Raw genomic sequence first — 22,478 nt, 5'->3', positions numbered from 1 at the left:
AAATACCACTTCTGTTAACACAATTCGGTCGACTTTGTTGTGAAACTGCTATTTCTTGTGGTGAACTAAGAGCGGATTGAAGTGTTAAAGGAAAACCCTTTAACATTAAGTAGGGCGAACGGAACGATTTTCTTTCCGATTTGGGTGTTTTCGACCTCGTATTGGGGAGGTTTGAGACCCCGTTTGCGAGCTTCCGATGTATAATATGCGTTTTTAGATGGATGGTAGGGATAAACCCCGTTCAAGATTTGATTCCACCATTGTGCGGTAATGACATGCTCAAGAATTTTGATACAATCATTTTGATGAATAAGATTGATGTAGGCGCTTCCGTTGGTCAAACCTGTTCTCCCGCTAAGCATGGTAATGGGGTGCCGATCATCGCCAATAAGACCTCCAAAGCGTACGATCGTAGTATCCAGATTATCATCCGCGCGAAAAATGTTTTCCGCTTCCAAAAGCTGTCTTCCCGACTCGGTAACGGGTTCTGGGGGCGTTTGCTCGGTTACTTCGCCCTGTAAATCCCCATACACCGAGGTGCTGCTTACAAAAATCAGTCTTTTTACATCAGAACGTTTTATTTTCGAGTGCAACAATTTCATCTTTCGCACGAAATTCTCACTGGAGGACCCTCGCAATCCAGGGGGGATATTGATGATCAGTACCGACACATCCGTTAGGAAATCCGATATATTACCATCGATACTATTTTCGGAAATACTTATGAGATAGGGCGCTATTCCTTTCGCTTGAAGTAGCTCGAGCTTCTTTTCGGAAGTAGTGCTACCACGTACCGAAAATCCCTTATTCAATAGCGACATGGCCAGAGGCAATCCCAACCATCCGCAGCCCAAAATGGCGATAGACTTATTCAAATCGAACGGTTTTGGTTATCAATACGGCATCGTTAAGTACAAATGGCATGGGAATACTCTGTTCTGGTCGCGGGGGAACGCTAAAAAGGGGATTGTTGAGCAAGTCGTTTGATGACTCGTAAAGGGTCAGTTCCAATACGTCATCTTTTGGTATGCGAAGTTCAAGGTCGGTATAGGCATTATCGCTAATATAATGGGTGAGTAGCTTTCCTTTTCTTCGATTTTCTAGAAAATACGCGGGCAACGGCGCTCCATTCGCTACCGCCTTGGTAATACTGATGTCATTGGTAAAGATATCGAGGCGATTCACATTCCGTTGCGGACTAATACAAATTTCGAGCAAGCGCTCGTCCCCCATAATCGTATCCCGACCTGTCTCGATTCTAGGTCCGCGCAAATTCTTTGACGGTGCTTGTGAGACATAGGAAAACCCGGAATTGTATTTACTGCTTATGGTTTGATCCGATAATTTTTGAGATACCTGCTTATCCTCCCCTAAAAATTGACCATTCCAATCGATGAGTGCTTTGTCGTATGTGGCCCACTTTGCAGTGTTCTTATCCGCATCGTATACATAGAGTAGGCTGCTGGGTTTAGCATTGTCCCGGTCAAACCCGGAATTAAAATGGGCGTAGATCATACATGCACCGAAAAGCAGGAAACATAGGTTGGCCAGGCGGTGTTTCTTTCGGTAAAAGCTAAAAACGGGAAGCAACAAGAAAAAGGTAAGGCTGACCAATAGGGTAGAGGCGACCATCATTTTAAGGCCCAGGCCAACGGGAAACATTTTAATGAACGGACCGTAGATCCATAAGGCCGGAATACACAAAAAAACCAGCAGATAGGCATTCGGCCTGCGTTGGTTTATGGTGACCATGAACGTTGCAAGTAGGCCAAAAACCGGAACGATAAAGAAACTTGCGCCTTTTAAATAAAGGCCAACAGCCGCGCAGATGCAGAGCCATAAGACCAAGGGTGCGACCAGAAGGTTGGCAGGTTGCACTTTTTTAAACTTATTGTACACCCAAAAACAGATGCCCGTTGCCAGGAGTACAAACGCTGCGATGTAGGTATACCCGTTATATGTAAAGCCATGTAGCATATCGCCGTACTGTGGGTAGAGAATTTTAAGTGCCGACCAACTAAAATACCCGACGACACCATTGGCGACGAGCGATATGAACAAAGGTGCAAAGCCCATTAATACCTGCTTGCCCCGTAAGCTCTTACGACGATAGCCATAAATCAACAATAGCATAAAAAAGAAGACCGCTAGGCCGAACATAGGCCATACCCATTCGTAAGGGTACGATACCATTTTAAAAAACGGTATGGTAAAGTAGATATGGTCATTCAAACTTTTTAAATTGTTCAGGTCGGCATTGCCAAAATGATGCAATAGGGGCATGAGATAACTGCCTTGATGTGCAAGGGTGTTTTTATCCAAGCGTTCGTAATTATCGCGAACCGTGTGATAGTCGTAATGATCGTCGATAAATGCGAAATTAAGTCCCTCTACATCCGCATCTTCCCTAAATACGGTAAGGTCGGTGTCATTAGGTAGCATTTTGTAGATACTGTAGACCAAAGAATTCGCAACTGGGTAGTCTGGATTGGCCTTGGTAAATTCCTCTATTAATCGCGCATTCCCGCGATTGGTCTCGATAAGCATATAACTTGGGCCTCCACTTCCCCTAGCTTCGAAATTGAGCACCAGGCGGACGTCCTCAACCCAAGGGTGCTTGTTTACAAAAAGATCGGCACCGTTCAAACCAAGTTCCTCGGCATCGGAAATAAGAATAATAATATCATTTCGTGCATGTTTTTTTTCGACTAAAAAAGTGCGTATGCCCTCTAAGATCGTGGCAACTCCCGAACCTGCATCGCTAGCTCCTAATGAGGAATGCGGATTGCTGTCGTAATGCGATAAGAGCATTAGGGCTTTTCCGGAATCGGTACCCTTTATGCGGGCCAGTATGTTGGTGACCTTGCTGAGATTGCCCCAGTCTCCAGGCGTGTATCCTTCCTGTAAGGAAGTTTCAAGGCCAATTCTTTGTAATTCGGAAACGATGTACTCCCGAACCTCGGCATGTCCCGTAAAGCCTACGGCATGTGGTTTCTGGGAGATTTGTTTTACATGGGATAGGGCGCGGTCGGTGGAAAATGAAGTATCGGCGACCGGGGTGCTATCATACGATGGCATCATACTCCAAAACACCCAATACAGGGCACATAACAGCATCAAGAGTGTGGTGACGGAAGGAAATCGTTTCATAAGGTATTCTGGTTGTCTAAAAGTATAAAATTTGAACGTATTGCTGTATTTCATCTAAAAAATAAAGGAAATTCTTTGAAAATTACTATATTTAAGATTAACCTAAAACCAATAGATATGGGAATCAAGAGTTTTCAAGGCAGAAGAGCAAAACCATTGGCCAAAAAAGAATTTGAGGCACCCATATTGGTGACGGACTATATGACGACGAAATTGGTTACCTTTTCACCAGAGCAGTCTATTCTTAATGTAATGGAACTGTTTACCAAACACAATATTTCAGGTGGCCCCGTACTCGATGAGAATGGTTTTCTTGTCGGAATCATCTCGGAAGCGGATTGTATGAAACAGATTTCGGAAAGCCGCTACTTTAACCAGCCGATTCTGGACAAGAGCGTGGAGAAATTCATGACTAAAGAGGTAGAGACCATTCCCCATGACATCAGTATTTTCGATGCGGCAGGTGTTTTTTCGAAACATAATAGAAGAAGGCTGCCCGTAATGAAAGACGGACTGCTCATCGGCCAGATTTCAAGAAAGGATATTGTCGTCGCGGCACTTAAACTGAGCGGTGCAAATTGGAAGTAGATCGTGCCTATCAGCGCCCTAATTCAAAATTTTTATTCAGAGTAAAGGATACCATCCAAGGTTTTTCGGATATCCTTTAGCGGCAAACGTAATCTTTTGATGTCGTTTCCTATTCGTACAGTATCCTCCTGCATCGAAAATCGCTCGCGACCGTTTAGGTCCAGGAATTCGATATTGTGCGCCAACAGCGAATCAAAATCTATTTTTATCCTTCCGGTCATACCCGTTTCGATATGTACGAGATATAGTTGATATTCAGGATCTGGGGCTTGACTTTGTTTGATAAGCACATGGTCGTCCAATAGAAAAACCTCCTCGATTGATTCCCAACGCAATTTTTCCGGACCCCCTGTCAGGTCATTGTCCGTAATGAACAACCATTTAAATTTGTTTTTCTTTTGCGCTAGCACTCCATGCCGTGTTCGGTAGATGGTATAGGTAGCATCAGTTGCCACGGGCATGTAATCTTTTTGGCGTGGTTGTTCACCCATATAATGTACTTGGCCGTAATATGCCAAAAAACCCGACGGTGCTGTTGTGGCCTTATTCAAGGAATCGTTCCGAATAGCGTCGTCTAAACGGTACAGGGAATCTCTTGATATTGCAACATAATAGTTCGACGGTATGGTAAAATTACCAGCCTTCCACTTGCTATTTGGGATAAAAATCAAGTCTACATAAGGATTATCGGCAAGTTTTCGCTTCGAAAAATTGGCGTTAAGTATCCATTGTAAAGATGGGTCGGGGGATTTTTTCAAATGCGGAAGCACTTCCCTTTGCATGGCTATATACACCTTCGCATTTACGTCTAATAATAACTGCTTTGGAACCGTAATAACACTCTTTATAGCACCCCTCCACGCAAAATCACCCCAATCTATGGATTCTTTTGTGAAACCATCGGTGAAAGTGCAGTGTACGCCAAGTTCGCGAATGCATTCCAAGCGATCATCAATTCCATCTTCATTAAAATCGTGAATTTCAAGAACATCATTAGGCTGCGCCCGTACACATATTGTTGACCATAATATAAGAAAGCCTATAATTCGTATCATTTAACTGCTCTGGAATTACTCTCTTTTTACGATCATATAGTAATCGTTATCAAGCGGTAGATAACCCAGATCATACACAAAATAATAGGTTGTGCCCTTTTTGGTGGTATAGAGATTGGTGATAAAGTCGAAATCGAAGTTTTTATCCAATAATCGCGTTTTGGTCGTACGTGTTTTGCCGTCTTTTAACGGAAAACTACCTAATATCCGATAGTTTTTACGCAAGCGGTTATTGATGTTTCGCACCAGGTTCCTGCTTGCGGGGTTCACTTTGTTGTGGTACGCATTTCGGCAGCCGTCGGAACAGAATTTTTTATCGATACGACCCATTAGTTCGCTACCGCACTCCTCACAGGTTTTTTTCATTTGACCACTCTTTTATAGTTGAATTTCGCTTGTTCCGATTTGCCCTCTTCCTCGATGACCACATAAATATTGATTTCATCATCGCTGATTTGCTCGAAGGTAAAATCATCGAAATAGATGCGATTTTCATCGATTTTGACCAATTTCGCATCTACCGTCTCATCTTTTTCTTCCCATCCCCTTAGGTCTCCCCCAAAGTGTTTTAACTGAAATACCAGCGTCTCATTCATCTCCCGAATATGCCCCAGTTCGTAAAACGTGACTTTCCCGTCGACGACATGCTTAAAGGAAAACATCATGGAACCTCCCAGGGGCGGACTCCAAATTTCCTCGACAACTCCCCCAAAAGCTTCTCCTCTCCAATGGCCTTCCATCCAAATGACCGATGACAAATCCGCTTTGGGTGAAATGGCACCTTCTTCAAATGATAAGGTACTCTGTCCGAACACACAGGTCGAGGCAAGAAAGAAAATAGCTGCGATACATTTCATTTTACATGGTCTTTTGAAAAAACAAGATACGAAATATCCGTTTGTAAACGGATGATGGGATTACACCTAAGTTCACAATCCCTACTATAGTCTATTGACGTTTTATTAGCAGCGAAAAGGGACATTTTTGTATGAAGTTATTCCAATTGTAGACCGCCCAGCATTTATTCGATTCGAATATCGTATTTGCGCAACAAGCCTAGGACCCCTTCTTTCGAAAATAGCGCACCTTTTAAGGGATTTTTCTCCGGGTCGATGTTTAGGTTTATTGCTTTGGAAAAATCAGCCTTTTGCAGCTTGGTCGCATCAAAAACGGCCTTATGCAAATCGCTGGTATCAAAATTGGCGGCGGTAAGATCGGCATTGGTAAAGTCTACACTGATCAATTTGCAAGCCAAGAATTGTTGGCTTTTCAGGCTGAGACCATAGAAGGAAGAAAAACTCAAATTGCAATCGTTGAAACTGAAGTCCATCAGAAAGTCATTGCACGCTTCGAATTTGAGCCCCATCATTTTACAGTGCAAAAAGGTCGTTTCTTTAAAAATGGTATGTGCTAGATTGACATTACTCAGGTTACAATCACTGAACGTACATTCCATAAAGTTTTGATTGTCCAAATAACCCTCCTCGAAATCACAGCCTTCAAATACGCAATTTTCATACTCCCCTTTGGGTAGGCGGGTTTGGGTATAGTTTTGGTTTTTGAAGATTTGGTCTGCTATGAAACTCATTCAGGAAGGTGGTTTGTCTGTGACTCTTTTAATCGGGCATGATCAATGCCGGAAGCCCCAATTCCTTATACATTGCATTATACGCATTCATTTCCTCATCGATAATGGCATCACGTTCGTTTTCATAGACCTGCCAGTCTTGTTGCAGATCGATCCACCGTTCTTTTGCACCTTTGGTAACTGCGGGCTCGGCCGAATTGACGTACCCTTTCAAGTGCAACAGTTGCGCATTCAGCTTGTTGTTGTAGTTGATGACGTCTTGAAAGGTTTTTTGTTTCGGTTGGATGAGGTTTTCTTCCCATGCGGTAATCCGCTTGCGTAATGAATCTCCTTTTTTTACCAATGCCGCTGCCTTTTCGTTGCCTTCCAGCAGCTCGGCATAATTTTTTAGCTGGGCCTTTGCCGAACGCATTTCATTAACGGAGCGGTGCATATTTCGCAACGTATTTTCAATGGCATCGAGTAGGGTCTGCTGCTCTTCATAATCGACCATATTGCCCTTTACTTTCGGATTCGAAAGCACGTTGACACTAGTCTCTGACGTCAAGCTATCCAACGTTAGTTTCAGGGAGTATGTTCCTGGGCCAACGGTGGAACCACTATGTCCTCCGAATACAAAGACCTTATCTATCGACGGCAAGTCTTCTTTGCCAAAGTCCCACGTAAAGCGATTATACCCCTTTTTGGAGGGCAGTACTTGTGGCTTGGAAGGTCCACCAGGCCATGACTTAAAGTCTTTTGCTTTTGTATTGGTGTACGTTCGGAGCAGGATGTTGTCCTTAAAGATTTCCAGGGTCAAGTCCATACTATCGGCGGCTTTATCCAAATAATAATCAATGGTCACCCCACTTTTCGGATTGTCTCCCAATCTGGGTCTTGGTTTATCACTACTTCCGCCCAAAATCAAGTAGGTGCTCTTGGGTTGAAAGATTTTCAGAGGAGCTTTTGGCGTATCGATATTTTGGATTGCGCCAAGGTCATCCAAAATCCAAAACGAGCGACCTGCAGTTGCGGCTATCAGATCGTTGTCCTGAATGACCAGGTCGTTAATGGGCACGACAGGCAGGTTCAGTTGAAAGGACTGCCAGTTTTGACCGTCATCCAAAGAAATAAAGAGGCCAGTTTCCGTTCCCGCATACAGCAATCCCTTGCGTTTCGGGTCGGCCCGAACAACTCGGGTAAAGGTATGCGCACCGCTAATGCCATTTACGATTTTAGACCATGTTTGCCCATAATCTGTAGTCTTTAAGATATGTGAACTGAGGTCCATCGACTTATACCGCATAACGACCACATAAGCGGTCGCAGGGTCGTGTGGAGAAATATCGATACTGTTGATAATGCCATCCGGAACATTGGGCGGCGTTACATTCGACCAATTTTCTCCCCCATCTTTGGTCATATGCAAAAGGCCGTCATCGCTGCCGGCCCAAAGGACGCCCTTTTCATGTGGTGATTCAACCAGATAGGTAATCGTATTGTAATTCTCCCCACCAGCGGCTTCGTTGGTGTACGGGCCGCCACCCGGACCGTGATTTTCGGTTTCGTTCTTGGTCAAATCCGGACTAATGACGTCCCAACTTTGCCCCTCATCGGTCGATTTGAACACCACATTGCCTGCGTGATAAATCGTTTTTCGGTCGTGGGGCGAAGTGATGACGGGGGCGTTCCAGTTGTAGCGGTATTTCGAATCTTTTGGGGCAATACTCAATCCCAATTCGGGATACTGTTTAATGGGTTTCGACTCCCTAGATTTGGCATCCCATTTGTCGAGATTTCCCTGATAGGTACCTCCATAAATGATTTCTGGATTGTCGGGGTCAAAGGCTAAAAATGCACTTTCACCTCCTGCTACTGCATACCAATCCTTCCAATCGATACCAGCATCGTTCGTACGGCTGGCAATGGCTACGGTAGAATTGTCCTGTTGCCCTCCATACACATTGTAGGGCACTAGGTTATCGGTAATGACGCGATAGAATTGCGCCGTATTCTGGTTTTGCTGGGTACTCCAACTTTGACCGCCATTATGGGAAACATTGGATCCCCCGTCATTGGAATTGATCATACGCTGATTGTTATCGGGGTCGATCCATAAATGATGGTTATCGCCGTGGGGCGTAGGTAGCGGTGTAAAACTTTTACCGCCGTCAATAGACTTGGTGACCGGGGCATTTAACACATACACGATATCCTCATTCTGAGGGTCGGCAAAAATTTCCATATAGTACCAAGAACGGGCGATATTGATGCGGTCTTTGTTCACTTGTGACCACTTTTTACCAGCGTCGGTCGATTTGTACACGCCGCCTTTTGTGCCTTCTGCTTCGATGACCGCAAAAACGGTTTCATTGTTCGCTCGCGAAACCGAAATGCCGGCTTTGCCAAATTCCTTTGGTAATCCCTCTTTCAATTTTTTCCAACTGCTTCCGCCATCGGTAGATTTGTATAGGCCTGAATCCTTTCCACCCGATTCCATAATCCAAGGATAGCGCCGATGTTGCCACATAGCGGCATACAGTATCGAGGGGTTTTTCATATCCATCGATAAATCCGATGCTCCTGTGGTCTTGTTAACAAAGAGTGTTTTTTCCCATGTCGCGCCGCCATCCGTAGAACGGTAAATACCGCGCTCTGCAGACGGTCCGTATTGCGCCCCTTGGGCAGCCACGAAAATGATATCGGGATTTGTCGGATGGATGATCACATCGGATATATGACGGGTGTAGTCGAGCCCGATATGTGTCCATGTTTTTCCTGCGTCGGTAGACTTGTAAACACCATCACCCATTGAGGTCATTACTCCTCGGGCGGCATGTTCGCCCATTCCGACGACAACAATATTCGGATTACTTTCCGAGACGGCGATCGAGCCGACCGTTCCCGTTTTTAGAAAGCCATCTGAGACGTTTTTCCAACTAAGACCTGCGTCCGTTGTTTTCCAGATGCCGCCGCCCACGGTACCCATGTAATAGGTCATGGGTTCGCCTTTCACACCGGAGGATGCCACACTGCGACCGCCACGAAACGGACCGATATTTCGCCATTTGAGTCCATGGAACATACTGTCCTGAACGATTATGGCCGGTTCGGCGGATTTCTTTTTTCGCTTTTGGGATTGTAGCGTCATGGGAATGACGAGCAATAAGAGGAGTAGAAATTTGAAGGTTTTCATAATAGGTGGTTATATGCTTACTTTTTTGTATTTGATGTATCATTGCGCTTCGCAGACCGCCGGGGAAGCAACCTTTTCCTGGTCATCATTGCGAAAAACGAAGCAATCTGTCGCGCATTCTAGATGGCTTACACAGTTTGCCACGTCGCTTTGAACTCTTTGCTTTAGTTACATTTTCTTGTAGCTCCTCGTAAACCTGCCTGCCGGCAGTCGCGGATGTCTACTTGTCAATAACAATTTGTTGTGACAATCTCATTTTTAATCCTTTCCCCCGTTACGCTCCGGAGCGCGAGGTTCCGGCCAAACCCCTTTCTCGCCTGTTCTGGGATTGATGCCCAAGACCGATTTTTCCCGTGATGTTTTTTCGGGGTCTTCGCTGGCCATATAGGTCATTATCGCTGTGAGGATGGCGTTGTTGCGCACGTCGTCGAAAACGATTTTGTCATATGTATCCAAATTGGTATGCCAGGTATAGTTCCAGTAGCTCCAACTTAGCGAACTCAAAGAAAAAGCAGGCGCCCCTACGGCGACAAAAGAAGCATAATCAGAACCGCCGCGTGCCGGGTTGCCGGGAAAATTTGTTTCGATGTGTCTAGAAATATCCTTGGGAACTGCTTCCAACCAGCGTCCGATGTAATCGTAGGCATGTAAGAACCCTTGGCCGGAAATGTTGACCACCCTTCCCGTGCCATTGTCTTGGTTGAAGGCCGCCTGTAGTCCTGCCACGATTTCGGGGTTATCCTCTACAAACGCCCGCGAGCCATTAAGGCCCTGCTCCTCACTTCCCCAAAGCCCGATAAGGATGGTTCGTTTCGGATTGGGATATACCTTCTTGAGAATACGTGCCGCCTCCATCATCGAAATGGTGCCCGTACCGTTGTCGGTGGCCCCAGTAGCCCCATCCCATGAATCGAAATGGGCGGAAAGGATAACGTATTCATCGGGCAGCTCCGTACCGGGAATGGTAGCGATGGTATTAAAAGTAGGAACCGTACCCAGTTCTTTGGATTCGGCTACTATTTTTATTTGTGGATTGTCCCCATGTTCCACCATTCGGTACAGCATGCCGTAATCTTCCAAAGAAATATCCACCGCGGGAATTTGATCCGTACCCGCACTAAAAATCTTGTTCGCTCCGAAGCCGTTCGACCATCTGGACTGTACGATACCAACGGCACCGGCTTTTTCGAGGGCCTTATTGATCGTTCGGCTGGTATAACCCGTATTGTTCATGTTTTGACGCCAGGCCTTCTCCAAAGAGTCGCGCTCGGTTTTCATTTTCTCGAAAGATTCCTCGGTCGCGAATTCCTTCCAATTGTATTCGGGGCGACCGGTAGGTTGGTGCATGGATACCATGACGAACTTGCCCTTTACATTCGGGAGCCATTTTACAAAGGCTATTGAATCAGCTATCTGGGGAAGTGTGATTAGATTTGCGGTAATACCTTTCTTACCGGTGGATGGGCTCCAGGCCAATTGCATTCCACTTAAAGAAACCACCCTTGGAGAAACCAGATCAATATGGGTAATGCCCCGTTCCCATCCGCGCCATTTGCCCCATTCCTGATTTTCGGCCGCGATGCCCCATTCCTTGTATTTGGCGACGGCCCAATCGTTGGCATTTTTCATTTGCGGTGTACCGACCAACCGGGGGCCGATAACATCCATTAGTTCATGGGCAAAATTTTCGAGCTGAGAATTTTCGTTGGCCTCTTTTTGAATGGCAGATACGATTTCTTCGGTCGTTTGGGAAAATCCGGCAACAAAAATTAATAGGCAGGCACAGCTAAGTAGTAGTTTTTTCATTTTCAAGTGGTCTAAGAGTGTTGAAGGGAACTAATATACTGATTTAAGGAAGAAGTTTCAGCGCTTTTTAAGTGCATCGATGAGCTGCAAGAGTTCTTTCCGATTCTTTTTTGAGGTCACCCATTTGGGCAGTCTACTTCCGATACTTCGATTACTGATTTTGGTAATATCCCGTGCTCTGCGGTTTGCAGCAATGTGATTTTCGAGCAATGTCAAATGCTCTAGATTGTAGGCCCAAAAGATGCCATCTTTGAATTTTTTTTGAAGCCACAGGGGATGACCGAAAAACGGATCTTTTGGTGTGCCAAGTTGATAGAAAGCAACTTTTTTACTCGTGTTGTAAGCGCAGGATATACAGGTCAGAATTGTATTTCCATCTGAATGGTCTACAACCTGGGCCTTCTTTGTACATTTCGGGCAAACAATGAGTATCTTGGCGATAAAGGCATCGAGCGTTATTTCGTAAGCATTATAAGTAGTCATCGCATGGAATGTTCTAGGTGCTTAAAAACTGTAAAAGACTTTCCTTGATTAAATAATCCCAACCTGCTTGACCACTTTCTCTTTTAAATTCGGGAATATCATTGGGAAATACATCAATAACGTAACTTTTCAGGGTAAGTGCCGTTTTAGTATCCTCTTTTGCCAAATCAAAGATGGTATACGCTTCCCCTGAATACTCCTCGAAGCGCCAACTATAACCGATAAATTTTTCCGGCACTACTTCTTTCACCTTCCAGATGTGGGTAAAGTTGCGTTCCCCGTTCTGAACAAGAAACCGGGTTTTGAAACCAACTTCAGGCCTGAAATCGGGAATGGCGTCGAAGTACCATTGCCGCATTTCAGCGTTGTCGGTAATGGCTTTCCAAACGGCTTTTACCGGAACATCGAATATTTGGTGTACGATGATCGGATTTTGATCTTTCATACCGCGGATCCTATAATTTTTTGTCCAAGGCTAAAATGGTATGGAGTAAAACGTTCGCTCCATTGGCCATATCTTCAGCCGTTGTAAATTCTTTTGGGGAATGGCTGATGCCTCCTTTACTGGGAACGAATATCATCCCGGTGGGCGTGATCATGGCCATATCTTGGGCGTCATGGCCTGCACCACTTGGCATTCTTTTGGTCGAAAGCTTCAGTTTTTCCGCGGATGCTTCGATTTCCGATTGAATGGTGGAATCCATTATCGCCGGGTCGGCAGTGGTGTCTAACGGCCGGAATTCAATCTGCACATTGGAAGCCGATGCAATCTGCGCTCCCTTTTCCTCGATGGCCCGATATACTTTTTCAATGACCTCCGAGGATAAATCGCGAATTTCCAAACTCGTAACCACTTTACCCGGTATTACATTCGGGGCTCCCGGTTCCGCCTTTATTTTTCCGACCGTACCCACTTGCGCTCCTTCAAAACTGTTGGTGATATCATTAACGGCTACGATAAATTTGGCAGCGGCAAGCAAGGCATCCTGCCGGGCGTTCATTGGAGTGGTACCCGCATGGTTAGCAAAGCCGGTAAATTCGACATCCCACCATTTAAGACCGACAATACCTTCGACGATACCGATGTCCAGATTTTCTTTTTCAAGGATACCGCCCTGTTCGATATGCAGTTCCAAAAAGGCTGCCAAATCTCCTTTTTTGCGGGCTACTTCAGCAATACGGGTAGTATCGCCGCCCAGTCGCATGATGCCCTCGCCCATGGTAAAACCCGTACTATTTGTGACTTTTAATGCGTCTTTGCCTAAATGACCGGCCAAGGCCCGACTGCCCATGACTCCGCCTTCTTCGTTTGAAAAAATAAGGACTTCCAAAGGATGCTTCGTTTTGATGTTATGCTCGTTCAGTACTTCCAACACTTCAAGGGAAGCCATTGATCCCACGCAACCGTCATAGTTTCCCCCGTTGGGTACACGGTCGATATGGGAACCGAAAGCGATGGGCTTCAAGGTAGCATCCGTTCCTTTGCGCATTCCAACGACGTTACCCGCAAAGTCGATATGCACTTGTAGGCCCAAATCCTTTAGTGTTTGCACCACCCATTGCTGGGCGGCAACATCGGCATCGCTAAAGGCGACCCGCTCGGTCTCCCCGTTTTCCTGGAGGCCGAACTGGGCGAGTTCCAGGATACGGTTTTCGAGGCGATCTTGATTTACCTTTGGCTGTTGGGCGTGCAGGAGTGTGTATCCGAGAAAGAAAAGAACGAGCGAGTGTTTAAAAAGCATATTAGATAGTATGAAGCCCTTAAAGTATGAAATTTTTTGATGTGCACCGTATTGAAAATAGGGCACAAAAAATGTCCGATACCATAGTGGTATCGGACATTTACTATAAACCTTGGGGGATTTTTATTTTTTGTAGATCACCTTGGCATTTTCGGTCATGGCATCAACATCGCCCATGTTGCTTACATAGGTATAGTTGTTATTGAAAACCCTGTCCGCTTTTGTACCAACGATGATGTGCTTTACATCCAAATCGGGCGCGTTTAATTCTACCTGATCTTGAATTCGTAAGGTTTTATCGCCTAACGAAGTTTCCATTTCCTCAATAGTAGAAATGACGTACAATTTATTATTGTTCGCTCGGATTTCTTGAATATCGATGGCGTGCTCGTTTCCGGAAACCTCCGCTTCGACCATTAGGGTCCGCTCCATTTTATCGCCTGGCATATCAACATCGATAACGGGAACTTCAACTTCCTCTTCTTCCATCACGACAACGATTTTGGGAACCTTGACCATTTTAGTGGTAGTGCCCACATTTACCTCTGCCCAATCTACATCAAATTCGGGTAGGCTACCGGCATCGGCATCCACATCCATATCAACGTCTACATCCGGCAGCTCACCTGATTTTTCTTTCTCTACTTTACAACTTGCCAAAACGGCAGCTGCACAAAATACGATTACTAACTTTTTCATTTTATTGTGTATATAGGTTATTATTTGTTTACTAGAAAAGCATGAATGACCCCGGGGAGCCAAGCCAACAATGTCAGTACGATACTGATCAAGAGCGTGGTGCCAACGCCGTGTTTTAAGAATACGGCCAATGGTGGCAGTAAAATATTTAAAATGATGGTTACTAAAGACATAATTACGTTATAGTTGTTTTATTCCAATATCGGAATGATGCAAATTTGGAGATACTAGATAGGGTTGCCTGACTCATTCGAAACAATTTTTAACAAAATAAAATGGTGTCTTAACATCTTACAATCAGCAAAGAGGAGTGGTGACTCGTGCGTTCTTGTCTTGGAATTGAGTTCGTATAAGGGTGCCAGAAAAGATGCGGGAAAGATTTTGAGTATAAAACTCGTGTTGCTGCAATACTGTACTGAGCCATGCAGCCTTGCTATGGAAAAGTTGCCGGTACAGAACCTATAGTTGTGTTTTTTTAAGATGCTACGGCCACATAAATAGTGACTTCGGCATTCGAGCGGTTGCTGGCCTTTTTGCCGTAAACTTCAAAGTCTGCCGTATACAATCGATTTAAGTTGGTATTCCAAATGTTGACCCAAGTACGGTAAACCGCTCCTTCGGTCACATTGCCTTTAGCGTTAAATTTGGCGAAGGTTCCGCCTACAAAGGTTTGCCCGACCATGCCGTCTGGAATTCTATCCAAAGAACTGACCTTGCATCCTAGAATAGTGTCATAAGGCCGGGTATGGTCGCTTTCATAGTTGGTGTAGATCGAAAGGATGTCGTCGTTAATCCTATGGGGTATTTTTTGTAAGATGCCTTCGGTCATAAACCTTTCCCAAAGTGAACCAATGTCCGAGGCCGCTTGACCGTTTTCGTTGGTGGTTCGTACGGAGATTCCGATGACATGAAAGGGCTTGATTTCGGTGGTTTGCATTGTCCATGATTTTAGTATTTGATACAAAAATACCATAGGATTATGTCAGGGGATGTCAGGGGTTTGGGTTTTAGTTTTATTTCTAATTTTTAATAATCTTAGTACAGACAAGATTTTCAAATTTTTTGATATGTATATAGTTCCCTTATAATCAGTATAAAAATCATTTGTAAACATTTACATCCGTATACAAACGTAAACAAATGTTTAGCACACGAATAGTATTTGGAGTCTGTTCTAAGTTTGCCTCGTCGAAACATCGGAACTCGGCGAAACAAATTGTTAAACCTGTCTGCACACTATGGCAGACGCTTAAAATGAGTAGTATGAACGCACTTAGAAATTCAGTTCAGTTGATCGGAAACTTGGGGCAAGACCCAGAAATCGTAAACTTGGAAAACGGCAGCAAGCTCGCCAAATTTTCCATCGCCACCAGCGATAGTTACAAAAACGCCCAAGGCGAAAAAGTGGAGGATACCCAATGGCACAACGTAGTCGCCTGGGGCAAGACCGCAGAGATTGTAGAGAACTATCTGACCAAAGGCAAGCAGGTAGCCATTGAGGGTAAATTAACGCACCGTTCCTACGAAACCAAGGAAGGCGAAAAGCGCTACTTTACCGAAATTAAATGCAATGAGCTTTTGATGTTGGGCAAGTAGGTACATCAGGTCTTGACAAGTAACCGAATACATCTTTTCAAGACTACAGTGGTAATGCGACGGGGTAATCTTTGGCTTTGGGACACCTAAGTAGCAGATTGCTTCGTCGCTTTAACCATTACTATCACCAAAGACAAATTAGCGGCTCCTCGCAAAGACTCCTTAAAGAAAACTAAGCGGATTGTAGCTTTCGCCCTACTGGCTGATCAAATGCTGAGGTAAATCCCGATCATCCTACATTTTCAATTTAAAACCAGTATAACATTCCATAACTTTACCCATGCTTGTAACTGACCGTAAAGAACACCTCTTACCCCTTCTTAAAACCCATTTTGGCTATGACAACTTCCGACCCAATCAACTGGAAGTCATACAGGACGTAATGTCGACGAACGACGTTCTGGCCATTATGCCCACCGGGGGTGGTAAATCGCTTTGTTTTCAACTCCCGGCTTTGGCATTGGAAGGTACGGCAATCGTAGTATCCCCATTGATCGCGCTGATGAAGGATCAGGTAGATGTATTGCAGGCGAATGGTATCGCCGCTGCCTATTCCAACAGTTCACAACCCTATGAGGTACAACAGGAAATCCTGCAACAGCTCAAGAGCGGATCGCTTAAACTCTTTTATGTCGCTCCGGAAAGCATCGGTCAGTTCGATGCGGTTTTTCAAGAGATCAAAATAAGTTTGTTCGCTATTGACGAGGCCCATTGTATTTCCTCTTGGGGGCATGACTTCCGACCGGCATATGCGCAATTGGGAAGTCTAAAAGCCCGATTTCTGGACATTCCCGTAATGGCCTTGACCGCTACGGCCGATAAGACTACCCAAGATGACATTGCCGAGCAACTTTCCATTCCGCATGCCTCACGGCACCTCGCCTCTTTCAATCGCCCCAACCTATATTTGGATGTGCGTCCCGGGCAGGATCGTATGAAACAAATCCTCAATTTCTTGAGGGAACGTTCCGATGAAAGCGGAATCATTTACTGCCTCAGCCGAAAAAGTACGCAGCTGCTTGCCGAGAAATTACAACAATCCGGTTACGATGCAAAGGCCTACCATGCCGGCATGAGTACGGAAGAGCGAACACAAGTACAAGAAGATTTCATTAATGATCGTACCCCCATCATTTGTGCCACCATTGCCTTTGGTATGGGTATCGATAAAAGCAACGTGCGTTGGGTCATACACTATAACCTGCCAAAGAATCTAGAAGGCTATTATCAGGAAATCGGTCGTAGCGGACGTGACGGGCTACCCGCCCATACGCTACTTTTTTACAGCTATGCCGATGTAGTACAGCTTCGAAAATTCATCGCCGATAGTGAAAACGCCCAAGTACAGTTTGCCAAGCTCGAACGTATGCAACAATATGCCGAGGCGTTGAGCTGCCGTCGGATCGCCTTATTGAACTATTTTGGCGAACATGTAACCGAAGGCTGTGGCAACTGTGACATTTGTAAAGCACCACCCTCATATTTCGATGCAACGCTTCTAACGCAAAAAATATGCTCGGCGGTTGCCCGTATGAACGAAAAGGAACCCATGGGAACCCTTATTGACGTGCTTCGTGGGGCACAAAATGCCCAAGTGTTCGAAAAGGGGCTGCAACATGTCAAAACCTACGGGGCGGTTAAGGAAATTTCATGGCAGGATTTGCAGCAATACGTCATTCAATTATTGAATCAGGGCGTTTTGGAAATCAATTTTAGGGAGAACAGTCGCATTTCACTGACTCCATTGGCCAAAGAAATCCTTTATGACAAAAAACCGGTACAGTTGGCAGTATTGAATCAAGTCGAGCAACAGGTCGAAAAGAAAGCCCGAACCCGAAAAGAGAAGCAGGGACTTTTCGAAAAACTACGAGTACTGCGGTATCAAATCGCGAAAGAGCAGGGCGTACCTGCCTATGTCGTCTTCGGTGATGCCAGTTTAAAAGACATGGAAGCCAAACAACCAAAGACCCTGCAAGAATTTGCCGAGGTATCCGGGGTCGGACAGGCCAAGTTGGAAAAATATGGCACCATTTTCCTGAAGGAAATCGCAGCACACCTAGAAGCATCAAAACCCAAAACCCCAACGCACGAAAAAAGCTGGGCCTTGTTTCAAGATGGACTTTCCCCAAAACAAATCGCCGAGGTAAGGCAGCTTACCGAGAATACCATCTACGGTCATCTATTGAAAATGCATGCCCTAGGCGAAGCCATAGATCTACATGAATTGGTTACTCCCGAAGAGCTTTCCAGCATTGAAAAGGCCAAAACCGACCTGCCCGAAGCAGAGGGATTGAAAGCTTATTTTGAATACTTCAAAGAGCAAGTACCCTATTGGAAAATCAAGATCGGCTTGTATTTGTTGGATGTATAGCATTGAACTCGTCTTGAGTTTCTCTTTTACCTACGATTTTCACATTTTGCACCCTAATCTCATCTTTTCCTCACACCATAGCTACGGCTATGCTGTTCGAAAAAGCCTTCGTTAGGGCACAAAAGCCAAAAATCTCGGTTCCAAACAGAAACTCAAGACGAGTTCATTTGGTTTTTTCGGGGAGCCGAATGAATCATGAAATTTTTCTAAAAGGTAGCTGCGACGAAGTAATTTGCCATCTAGGAACTTTTATGCAATGTATTGCTTCGTCACTTGTACCATTGAAATGGGATGAGTGCGTTTACAGCTCCTCGCATACACGTTCGGTATGTGACAATATGCCTCTTGAAAGTTGAGTAATACCTTGTCACTTTCAAGTTTTAAGAATATTGAATTTTATGGGAGCTTCTTTAGAAAAAGCGAAGCATGAAAATGTCTCACATTTACTTTATGGCTAATAAGAACAATACGGTTATCTATATCGGTGTTACGAGCAATATGGTGAGGCGAATCTATCAACATAAGATTAAATTTTATAAGGGATTTACGTCAAAATATAATTGTAATAAGCTGGTGTATTTTGAGGAATTCAATGATATAAATCAAGCATTAGCTAGAGAAAGACAACTAAAGGCCGGTAATCGCAGGCGAAAAGAAAAACTGATTAAATCTATGAATCCTGATTGGAAGGATTTGTCGGATGGATGGTTGTTTTACTTTTAACAGCTGAATATAATTCGTATTTACGAGGAGCCGAACGAATCACGAAATTTTTCTAGAAGGGTTGCGGCGACGAAGTAATCTCTCATCTAGGAACTTGTATGCAACGGATTGCTTCGTCGCTTCTACCTATTCGCGTATGACAAGAACGTTTTACGGCTCCTCGCAAATATGTCTGGAATTCGAATTTGTTCTGTTGTAAACAGCATGCTTCGTCGCTTATACCCATTACAGTGGAATGAGTGCGTTTACTGCACCCGGCAAATACGTCTGGAATTCAAATTGATTCAATAGTGAACAGATTGCTTCGTCGCTTCTAATCTATTTACATTTTAAGAGAACGTTTGACCGCTCCTCGCAAATACGTCTGGAATTCGAATTTATTCTACAGTAGACAGATTGCTTCGTCGCTTGTACCTTTGAAATGAAATGAGGGCATTTACTGTTCCGCGCAAATACGTACGGTAGGAATGGGACTACCTCCGATCAATAACACTTACCGGTTTGCGACCCAATTTTGAATGTTGCAACCGCTGGATTTCTTCCCTAGTACAGGTTTCAATGGTCGGACTTACCCGCAGCTTTGAACGGAAATGGTCCCTGATTTTCAGTAAGAGTCCTTGCGGGGCTTGCGGCGCGAATATCTTGATCCGAATTTCATCGGTACCGATGTCGTTGTGGTAAATTTCGATAACGTGACTTTTGACTGCTAAGAAGTCGGCCAAAAGGTTGTCCATTGCCGGAGGATAAAGCGTGGTGCCCTTGTATTTGATCATCTGCTTTTTTCGGCCGATTACGGGTCCCAGGCGCAAGGTGTTTCTGCCACATTGGCAAGGGGAGTCGTGCGCAACAACGAGGTCGCCGGTCTTAAAGCGAATCAATGGCATGGCCTCGACGCCCAGCGTGGTAATGACCAGTTCCCCAGAAGTGCCAGGGGCAACTGGATTGTCATGCTCATCAACGATTTCGGTAATGATCAGTTCGGGATGTTGATGACCGCCTTGTCGCTCCGAACATTCGGTAAAGGCCGTGCTCATTTCCGTAGAGGCATAAGTAGAATAGAGCTCGATATCCCAATCCTGTGTTATTTTTTTTGCTAGTACGTTCATGGAGAAATCCTGATTGCGAAGCGATTCCCCAATGCAAATGGCTCCCTTGATTCCAGAATCTGTCAAATCGATGCTGTTCGTCTTGGCGTATTGAATCAGTTTCAGCAAGAAAGAAGGTACTACGATAAGGTAGGTCGGCTTAAACTTTAATATCGTATCCCATTGCAATTCGGGAATACCTGCCCCTACACGGATAATACCGGCACCTAATTTGCGAATACCCAAAAAATAAGCCAGTCCCGCCATAAAACGCCGGTCCATTGTAGTGGTCAATTGTAATATATCATCTTCACCGATTCCGGCACAAGCGAAAGAAATGGCTTCGTTATAGGCTAAACGGTCTAAATCCTTGTCGGTTAGTCCGACGGTTACCGGTTCGCCCAAGGTTCCAGAGGTGGTCACAAAATCGATGATCTTTGATTTTGGAACACAAAAGAAATCATCGTTGTAACGTTGCAGCTCCTCTTTGGTCGTTACGGGAATTACGGAAAGACTTTCCAAGGTAGTGATATCGGAAACCTGTATTTTATGCGTTTTGAATATGCGACGGTAGTAGGGAGAATTTTCAATAACATAGTGCAGGGTTTCCTGTAGCTTTTCTTCTTGAAAGGCTTTTATTTCGGCTGTGGATGCTTGCTCGATTGCTGGAATCATCAGGTGTTACTGCGTTTAAGTTTGCGAATATACTTTTCTACTTTTTTCCGGTCTGGGACCGTCGTAATTTCCTTGGTCTGGGCGTTCAGGAAATGTTCCAAGGCCAACCGCTCGTAGCCTTTGTTGTAATTGTAAAGGCCGATGAGGTAATGTACTTCCCAAAATTCGGGATTGCTACGAATGAATTCTTGCTGTTCTTCGGCCGTCAAATCGGTTTCCAGCACAATGGCCTCTCTTACTTTTCGCGATAATGTACGGTAGTTTTCATAAGCATGAAAAGCTTCCGACCGCAGAAAAGGATCTTTCTCGATATTTGCTTGGGGGTGGGATAGCGAGGCCACCTTAACGCTTTTGTTTTTGCCGGTAAAAACGGTATTCAAGTCATAAGCTACAAACTCCCCCAATTGATAGGGATTACTGGAAACCCACACTTTTAAATCCTCGGGTTGAAATACGATACCGTGATGCGCCAACAATTGGTTCAAGGCCTTTTCGTTACCGTAGCCAATGGGCTGGTCATCCAACCCTTCTTTGTTTCGCAATAGGGATACGGCATCTCTCACGGTCATTTTCGGGCTGGCCTCTAAAAGCTCCTCCATACGGTCGAAACGGTACTGCGAATGGCTCTCCAAGATGTGTTTTTGATTGTCCTTATCATCGGCATAAGCCGCACTTTGAAAATGATTGGAGCAGATCAGCTGATTGGAATTGGGAACTTCATACACCCCGAATTTTTTAGGAGAAACTTCGATTACGGCGGCTTTTTTATCTTTCGCACTTCCGATAAATATGGATTCCGATACAAATACCTCTCTTTTTTTCGCGATGGCAATGGCCTCGTCAATCGTCGAGGCGTATTGCAGAATTTCCCTGGTCACGATTGAAATTGGGGTTTTGGCAATCAAGGGAATGGAAGACTTTCCGGCATTGATCGTCACGGTCAAGCCCTGGTCGTTCATTCCCGAGAGCACCCCGATAAAGCCGCCCCAGGTGACCGACATAAAATTATGGCCCTCTTCAGGTTCAACAAAGGCGATAATCTTGTTTTTAGCAAAATCGTCTCCCGCATAGAAGTCGAAATTTCTGCCTATGAGTAATTTTCCATCTTCGGTCTGTTCACCCCATGCGGCAAATGAAGAACAGCCTACCAAGGCCAAGTCCTTCAGCGCATGGCCAATATCGTGCGCGCCATGAAAATACAATACCCTGGGGTAAGGTTCCGCGATATAGTCGTAATCGGCCGAGGCATATTGCGAAATACCGTAAATTTCGGCTTTGAACTGTTCATCGATGTTGAGATACATTTTTCGATTGTACCAGGCCAGAAATTTCTTGAGCAGTTTCTGTCTGCCTTCGGAGGGTACCAGTTCATTTATTTTATCGATAAATACCTTCTCCTGATATTGGAACAGTTCCCGGGTAAGACTTCCCGTTTTGAGCCCGATTTCCAAAGGGTTGCCACTGACGAGCAATTCCCATTGTCCCTGCTTATTTTTCGTCAGAAAGTTATCCCCTAAAACATATGTGCTGTCCGAAACCTGTACCCGTTGTGGAATATCGGCTTCGTATTGACCGATATTGGGCATATCACGCAGCGACTTCGCGACCCCGCAGGAGGTGAGTATGAGCAAGATGCTGATACAGGAAAGTATGTTTTTTATGGATATTTTTCTTTGCATAGATTCCAAACTCTGCGCTGGGCGAAATGGAAGAAAAGATGAATTCTTGTTCTTGAGCCTTCA

The 22,478-nt window shown here is 44.8% G+C and carries 20 protein-coding genes; 4 read left to right on the top strand and 16 right to left on the bottom strand.

Features of this window, described 5'->3' with window-relative positions; genetic code table 11:
* Positions 1 to 65: 65 nt before the first annotated feature.
* Both FGM00_RS15845 and FGM00_RS15840 read right to left on the bottom strand, forming a co-directional pair.
* Positions 66 to 875, bottom strand: coding sequence for an SDR family oxidoreductase (locus FGM00_RS15845; protein WP_138853844.1), 810 nt, complete (start codon positions 873 to 875; stop codon positions 66 to 68).
* Positions 868 to 3,150: a M28 family peptidase gene (locus tag FGM00_RS15840; protein WP_138853843.1), complete on the bottom strand. Its 2,283-nt coding sequence runs from the start codon at positions 3,148 to 3,150 to the stop codon at positions 868 to 870. Before FGM00_RS15840 ends, FGM00_RS15845 begins: the two co-directional genes overlap by 8 nt.
* A 117-nt stretch (positions 3,151 to 3,267) precedes the next feature.
* Here FGM00_RS15840 and FGM00_RS15835 point away from each other — a divergent pair, with 117 nt between their 5' ends.
* Positions 3,268 to 3,738 carry a CBS domain-containing protein gene (locus FGM00_RS15835; RefSeq protein ID WP_138853842.1) on the top strand — a complete coding sequence of 157 codons (471 nt, stop codon included), beginning with the start codon at positions 3,268 to 3,270 and terminating at the stop codon, positions 3,736 to 3,738.
* A gap of 32 nt (positions 3,739 to 3,770) precedes the next feature.
* On the opposite strand, the gene FGM00_RS15830 is transcribed toward FGM00_RS15835, so the two are convergent.
* The 12 genes from FGM00_RS15830 to FGM00_RS15775 all read right to left on the bottom strand — a co-directional run bounded on the left by FGM00_RS15830 (position 3,771) and on the right by FGM00_RS15775 (position 15,223).
* The gene (locus tag FGM00_RS15830) at positions 3,771 to 4,793 is read right to left on the bottom strand and encodes a hypothetical protein (RefSeq protein WP_138853841.1); all 1,023 of its coding nucleotides are present in this window, start codon (positions 4,791 to 4,793) and stop codon (positions 3,771 to 3,773) included.
* A gap of 15 nt (positions 4,794 to 4,808) precedes the next feature.
* A complete protein-coding gene (locus FGM00_RS15825) occupies positions 4,809 to 5,159 on the bottom strand; it encodes a hypothetical protein (protein WP_138853840.1) in 351 nt (116 codons plus the stop codon).
* The gene (locus FGM00_RS15820; RefSeq protein WP_138853839.1) at positions 5,156 to 5,650 is read right to left on the bottom strand and encodes a DUF6265 family protein; all 495 of its coding nucleotides are present in this window, start codon (positions 5,648 to 5,650) and stop codon (positions 5,156 to 5,158) included. Before FGM00_RS15820 ends, FGM00_RS15825 begins: the two co-directional genes overlap by 4 nt.
* Positions 5,651 to 5,814: 164 nt before the next feature.
* A complete protein-coding gene (locus FGM00_RS15815; protein WP_138853838.1) occupies positions 5,815 to 6,381 on the bottom strand; it encodes a pentapeptide repeat-containing protein in 567 nt (188 codons plus the stop codon).
* Positions 6,382 to 6,409: 28 nt separating this feature from the next.
* Positions 6,410 to 9,556, bottom strand: coding sequence for a VPS10 domain-containing protein (locus tag FGM00_RS15810; protein WP_138853837.1), 3,147 nt, complete (start codon positions 9,554 to 9,556; stop codon positions 6,410 to 6,412).
* 258 nt (positions 9,557 to 9,814) lie between these two features.
* On the bottom strand, positions 9,815 to 11,362 hold the full coding sequence (locus tag FGM00_RS15805; protein WP_138853836.1) for a M20/M25/M40 family metallo-hydrolase: 1,548 nt from the start codon (positions 11,360 to 11,362) through the stop codon (positions 9,815 to 9,817).
* A gap of 57 nt (positions 11,363 to 11,419) precedes the next feature.
* Positions 11,420 to 11,845: a hypothetical protein gene (locus tag FGM00_RS15800; protein ID WP_138853835.1), complete on the bottom strand. Its 426-nt coding sequence runs from the start codon at positions 11,843 to 11,845 to the stop codon at positions 11,420 to 11,422.
* Between the two features lie 13 nt (positions 11,846 to 11,858).
* Positions 11,859 to 12,290, bottom strand: a complete 432-nt coding sequence (locus tag FGM00_RS15795) for an SRPBCC family protein (RefSeq protein WP_138853834.1) — start codon at positions 12,288 to 12,290, stop codon at positions 11,859 to 11,861.
* A gap of 10 nt (positions 12,291 to 12,300) precedes the next feature.
* Positions 12,301 to 13,587, bottom strand: a complete 1,287-nt coding sequence (locus tag FGM00_RS15790; protein WP_138853833.1) for a Zn-dependent hydrolase — start codon at positions 13,585 to 13,587, stop codon at positions 12,301 to 12,303.
* A gap of 123 nt (positions 13,588 to 13,710) precedes the next feature.
* Positions 13,711 to 14,286 (bottom strand): hypothetical protein, encoded by a 576-nt coding sequence (locus FGM00_RS15785; RefSeq protein ID WP_138853832.1) that lies wholly within the window; start codon positions 14,284 to 14,286, stop codon positions 13,711 to 13,713.
* Positions 14,287 to 14,306: 20 nt separating this feature from the next.
* The gene (locus tag FGM00_RS15780; protein ID WP_138853831.1) at positions 14,307 to 14,459 is read right to left on the bottom strand and encodes a YqaE/Pmp3 family membrane protein; all 153 of its coding nucleotides are present in this window, start codon (positions 14,457 to 14,459) and stop codon (positions 14,307 to 14,309) included.
* Between the two features lie 302 nt (positions 14,460 to 14,761).
* A complete protein-coding gene (locus tag FGM00_RS15775; protein ID WP_138853830.1) occupies positions 14,762 to 15,223 on the bottom strand; it encodes a GyrI-like domain-containing protein in 462 nt (153 codons plus the stop codon).
* A gap of 326 nt (positions 15,224 to 15,549) precedes the next feature.
* Between FGM00_RS15775 and FGM00_RS15770 the strand changes: the two genes are divergently transcribed.
* The 3 genes from FGM00_RS15770 (at position 15,550) to FGM00_RS15760 (ending at position 18,976) form a co-directional block, all read left to right on the top strand.
* A complete protein-coding gene (locus FGM00_RS15770; RefSeq protein ID WP_138853829.1) occupies positions 15,550 to 15,882 on the top strand; it encodes a single-stranded DNA-binding protein in 333 nt (110 codons plus the stop codon).
* A gap of 280 nt (positions 15,883 to 16,162) precedes the next feature.
* Positions 16,163 to 18,253 (top strand): DNA helicase RecQ, encoded by a 2,091-nt coding sequence (recQ, locus tag FGM00_RS15765; RefSeq protein ID WP_138853828.1) that lies wholly within the window; start codon positions 16,163 to 16,165, stop codon positions 18,251 to 18,253.
* A gap of 426 nt (positions 18,254 to 18,679) precedes the next feature.
* Entirely contained in the window at positions 18,680 to 18,976 is a 297-nt protein-coding gene (locus FGM00_RS15760; protein ID WP_138853827.1) for a GIY-YIG nuclease family protein, read from the top strand.
* A gap of 473 nt (positions 18,977 to 19,449) precedes the next feature.
* On the opposite strand, the gene FGM00_RS15755 is transcribed toward FGM00_RS15760, so the two are convergent.
* Together FGM00_RS15755 and FGM00_RS15750 are read right to left on the bottom strand one after the other, a co-directional pair.
* A complete protein-coding gene (locus tag FGM00_RS15755) occupies positions 19,450 to 20,736 on the bottom strand; it encodes a flexirubin biosynthesis putative acyl-CoA ligase FlxY (protein WP_138853826.1) in 1,287 nt (428 codons plus the stop codon).
* Positions 20,736 to 22,415, bottom strand: a complete 1,680-nt coding sequence (locus FGM00_RS15750; RefSeq protein WP_138853825.1) for a C45 family autoproteolytic acyltransferase/hydolase — start codon at positions 22,413 to 22,415, stop codon at positions 20,736 to 20,738. Before FGM00_RS15750 ends, FGM00_RS15755 begins: the two co-directional genes overlap by 1 nt.
* Positions 22,416 to 22,478: the final 63 nt, after the last annotated feature.

The organism is Aggregatimonas sangjinii, assembly GCF_005943945.1.
GTDB lineage: Bacteria > Bacteroidota > Bacteroidia > Flavobacteriales > Flavobacteriaceae > Pelagihabitans > Pelagihabitans sangjinii.
This window is presented reverse-complemented; position numbering and strand designations above follow the sequence as displayed.

What these genes read in the sequence shown, in the direction of transcription:
- FGM00_RS15840 (WP_138853843.1), bottom strand. Translation starts at nt 3,150, where the DNA reads ATGAAACGATTTCCTTCCGTCACCACACTCTTGATGCTGTTATGTGCC.
- FGM00_RS15835 (WP_138853842.1), top strand. Translation starts at nt 3,268, where the DNA reads ATGGGAATCAAGAGTTTTCAAGGCAGAAGAGCAAAACCATTGGCCAAA.
- FGM00_RS15830 (WP_138853841.1), bottom strand. Translation starts at nt 4,793, where the DNA reads ATGATACGAATTATAGGCTTTCTTATATTATGGTCAACAATATGTGTA.
- FGM00_RS15825 (WP_138853840.1), bottom strand. Translation starts at nt 5,159, where the DNA reads ATGAAAAAAACCTGTGAGGAGTGCGGTAGCGAACTAATGGGTCGTATC.
- FGM00_RS15820 (WP_138853839.1), bottom strand. Translation starts at nt 5,650, where the DNA reads ATGAAATGTATCGCAGCTATTTTCTTTCTTGCCTCGACCTGTGTGTTC.
- FGM00_RS15815 (WP_138853838.1), bottom strand. Translation starts at nt 6,381, where the DNA reads ATGAGTTTCATAGCAGACCAAATCTTCAAAAACCAAAACTATACCCAA.
- FGM00_RS15810 (WP_138853837.1), bottom strand. Translation starts at nt 9,556, where the DNA reads ATGAAAACCTTCAAATTTCTACTCCTCTTATTGCTCGTCATTCCCATG.
- FGM00_RS15805 (WP_138853836.1), bottom strand. Translation starts at nt 11,362, where the DNA reads ATGAAAAAACTACTACTTAGCTGTGCCTGCCTATTAATTTTTGTTGCC.
- FGM00_RS15800 (WP_138853835.1), bottom strand. Translation starts at nt 11,845, where the DNA reads ATGACTACTTATAATGCTTACGAAATAACGCTCGATGCCTTTATCGCC.
- FGM00_RS15795 (WP_138853834.1), bottom strand. Translation starts at nt 12,290, where the DNA reads ATGAAAGATCAAAATCCGATCATCGTACACCAAATATTCGATGTTCCG.
- FGM00_RS15790 (WP_138853833.1), bottom strand. Translation starts at nt 13,587, where the DNA reads ATGCTTTTTAAACACTCGCTCGTTCTTTTCTTTCTCGGATACACACTC.
- FGM00_RS15785 (WP_138853832.1), bottom strand. Translation starts at nt 14,286, where the DNA reads ATGAAAAAGTTAGTAATCGTATTTTGTGCAGCTGCCGTTTTGGCAAGT.
- FGM00_RS15780 (WP_138853831.1), bottom strand. Translation starts at nt 14,459, where the DNA reads ATGTCTTTAGTAACCATCATTTTAAATATTTTACTGCCACCATTGGCC.
- FGM00_RS15775 (WP_138853830.1), bottom strand. Translation starts at nt 15,223, where the DNA reads ATGCAAACCACCGAAATCAAGCCCTTTCATGTCATCGGAATCTCCGTA.
- FGM00_RS15770 (WP_138853829.1), top strand. Translation starts at nt 15,550, where the DNA reads ATGAACGCACTTAGAAATTCAGTTCAGTTGATCGGAAACTTGGGGCAA.
- recQ (WP_138853828.1), top strand. Translation starts at nt 16,163, where the DNA reads ATGCTTGTAACTGACCGTAAAGAACACCTCTTACCCCTTCTTAAAACC.
- FGM00_RS15760 (WP_138853827.1), top strand. Translation starts at nt 18,680, where the DNA reads ATGAAAATGTCTCACATTTACTTTATGGCTAATAAGAACAATACGGTT.
- FGM00_RS15755 (WP_138853826.1), bottom strand. Translation starts at nt 20,736, where the DNA reads ATGATTCCAGCAATCGAGCAAGCATCCACAGCCGAAATAAAAGCCTTT.
- FGM00_RS15750 (WP_138853825.1), bottom strand. Translation starts at nt 22,415, where the DNA reads ATGCAAAGAAAAATATCCATAAAAAACATACTTTCCTGTATCAGCATC.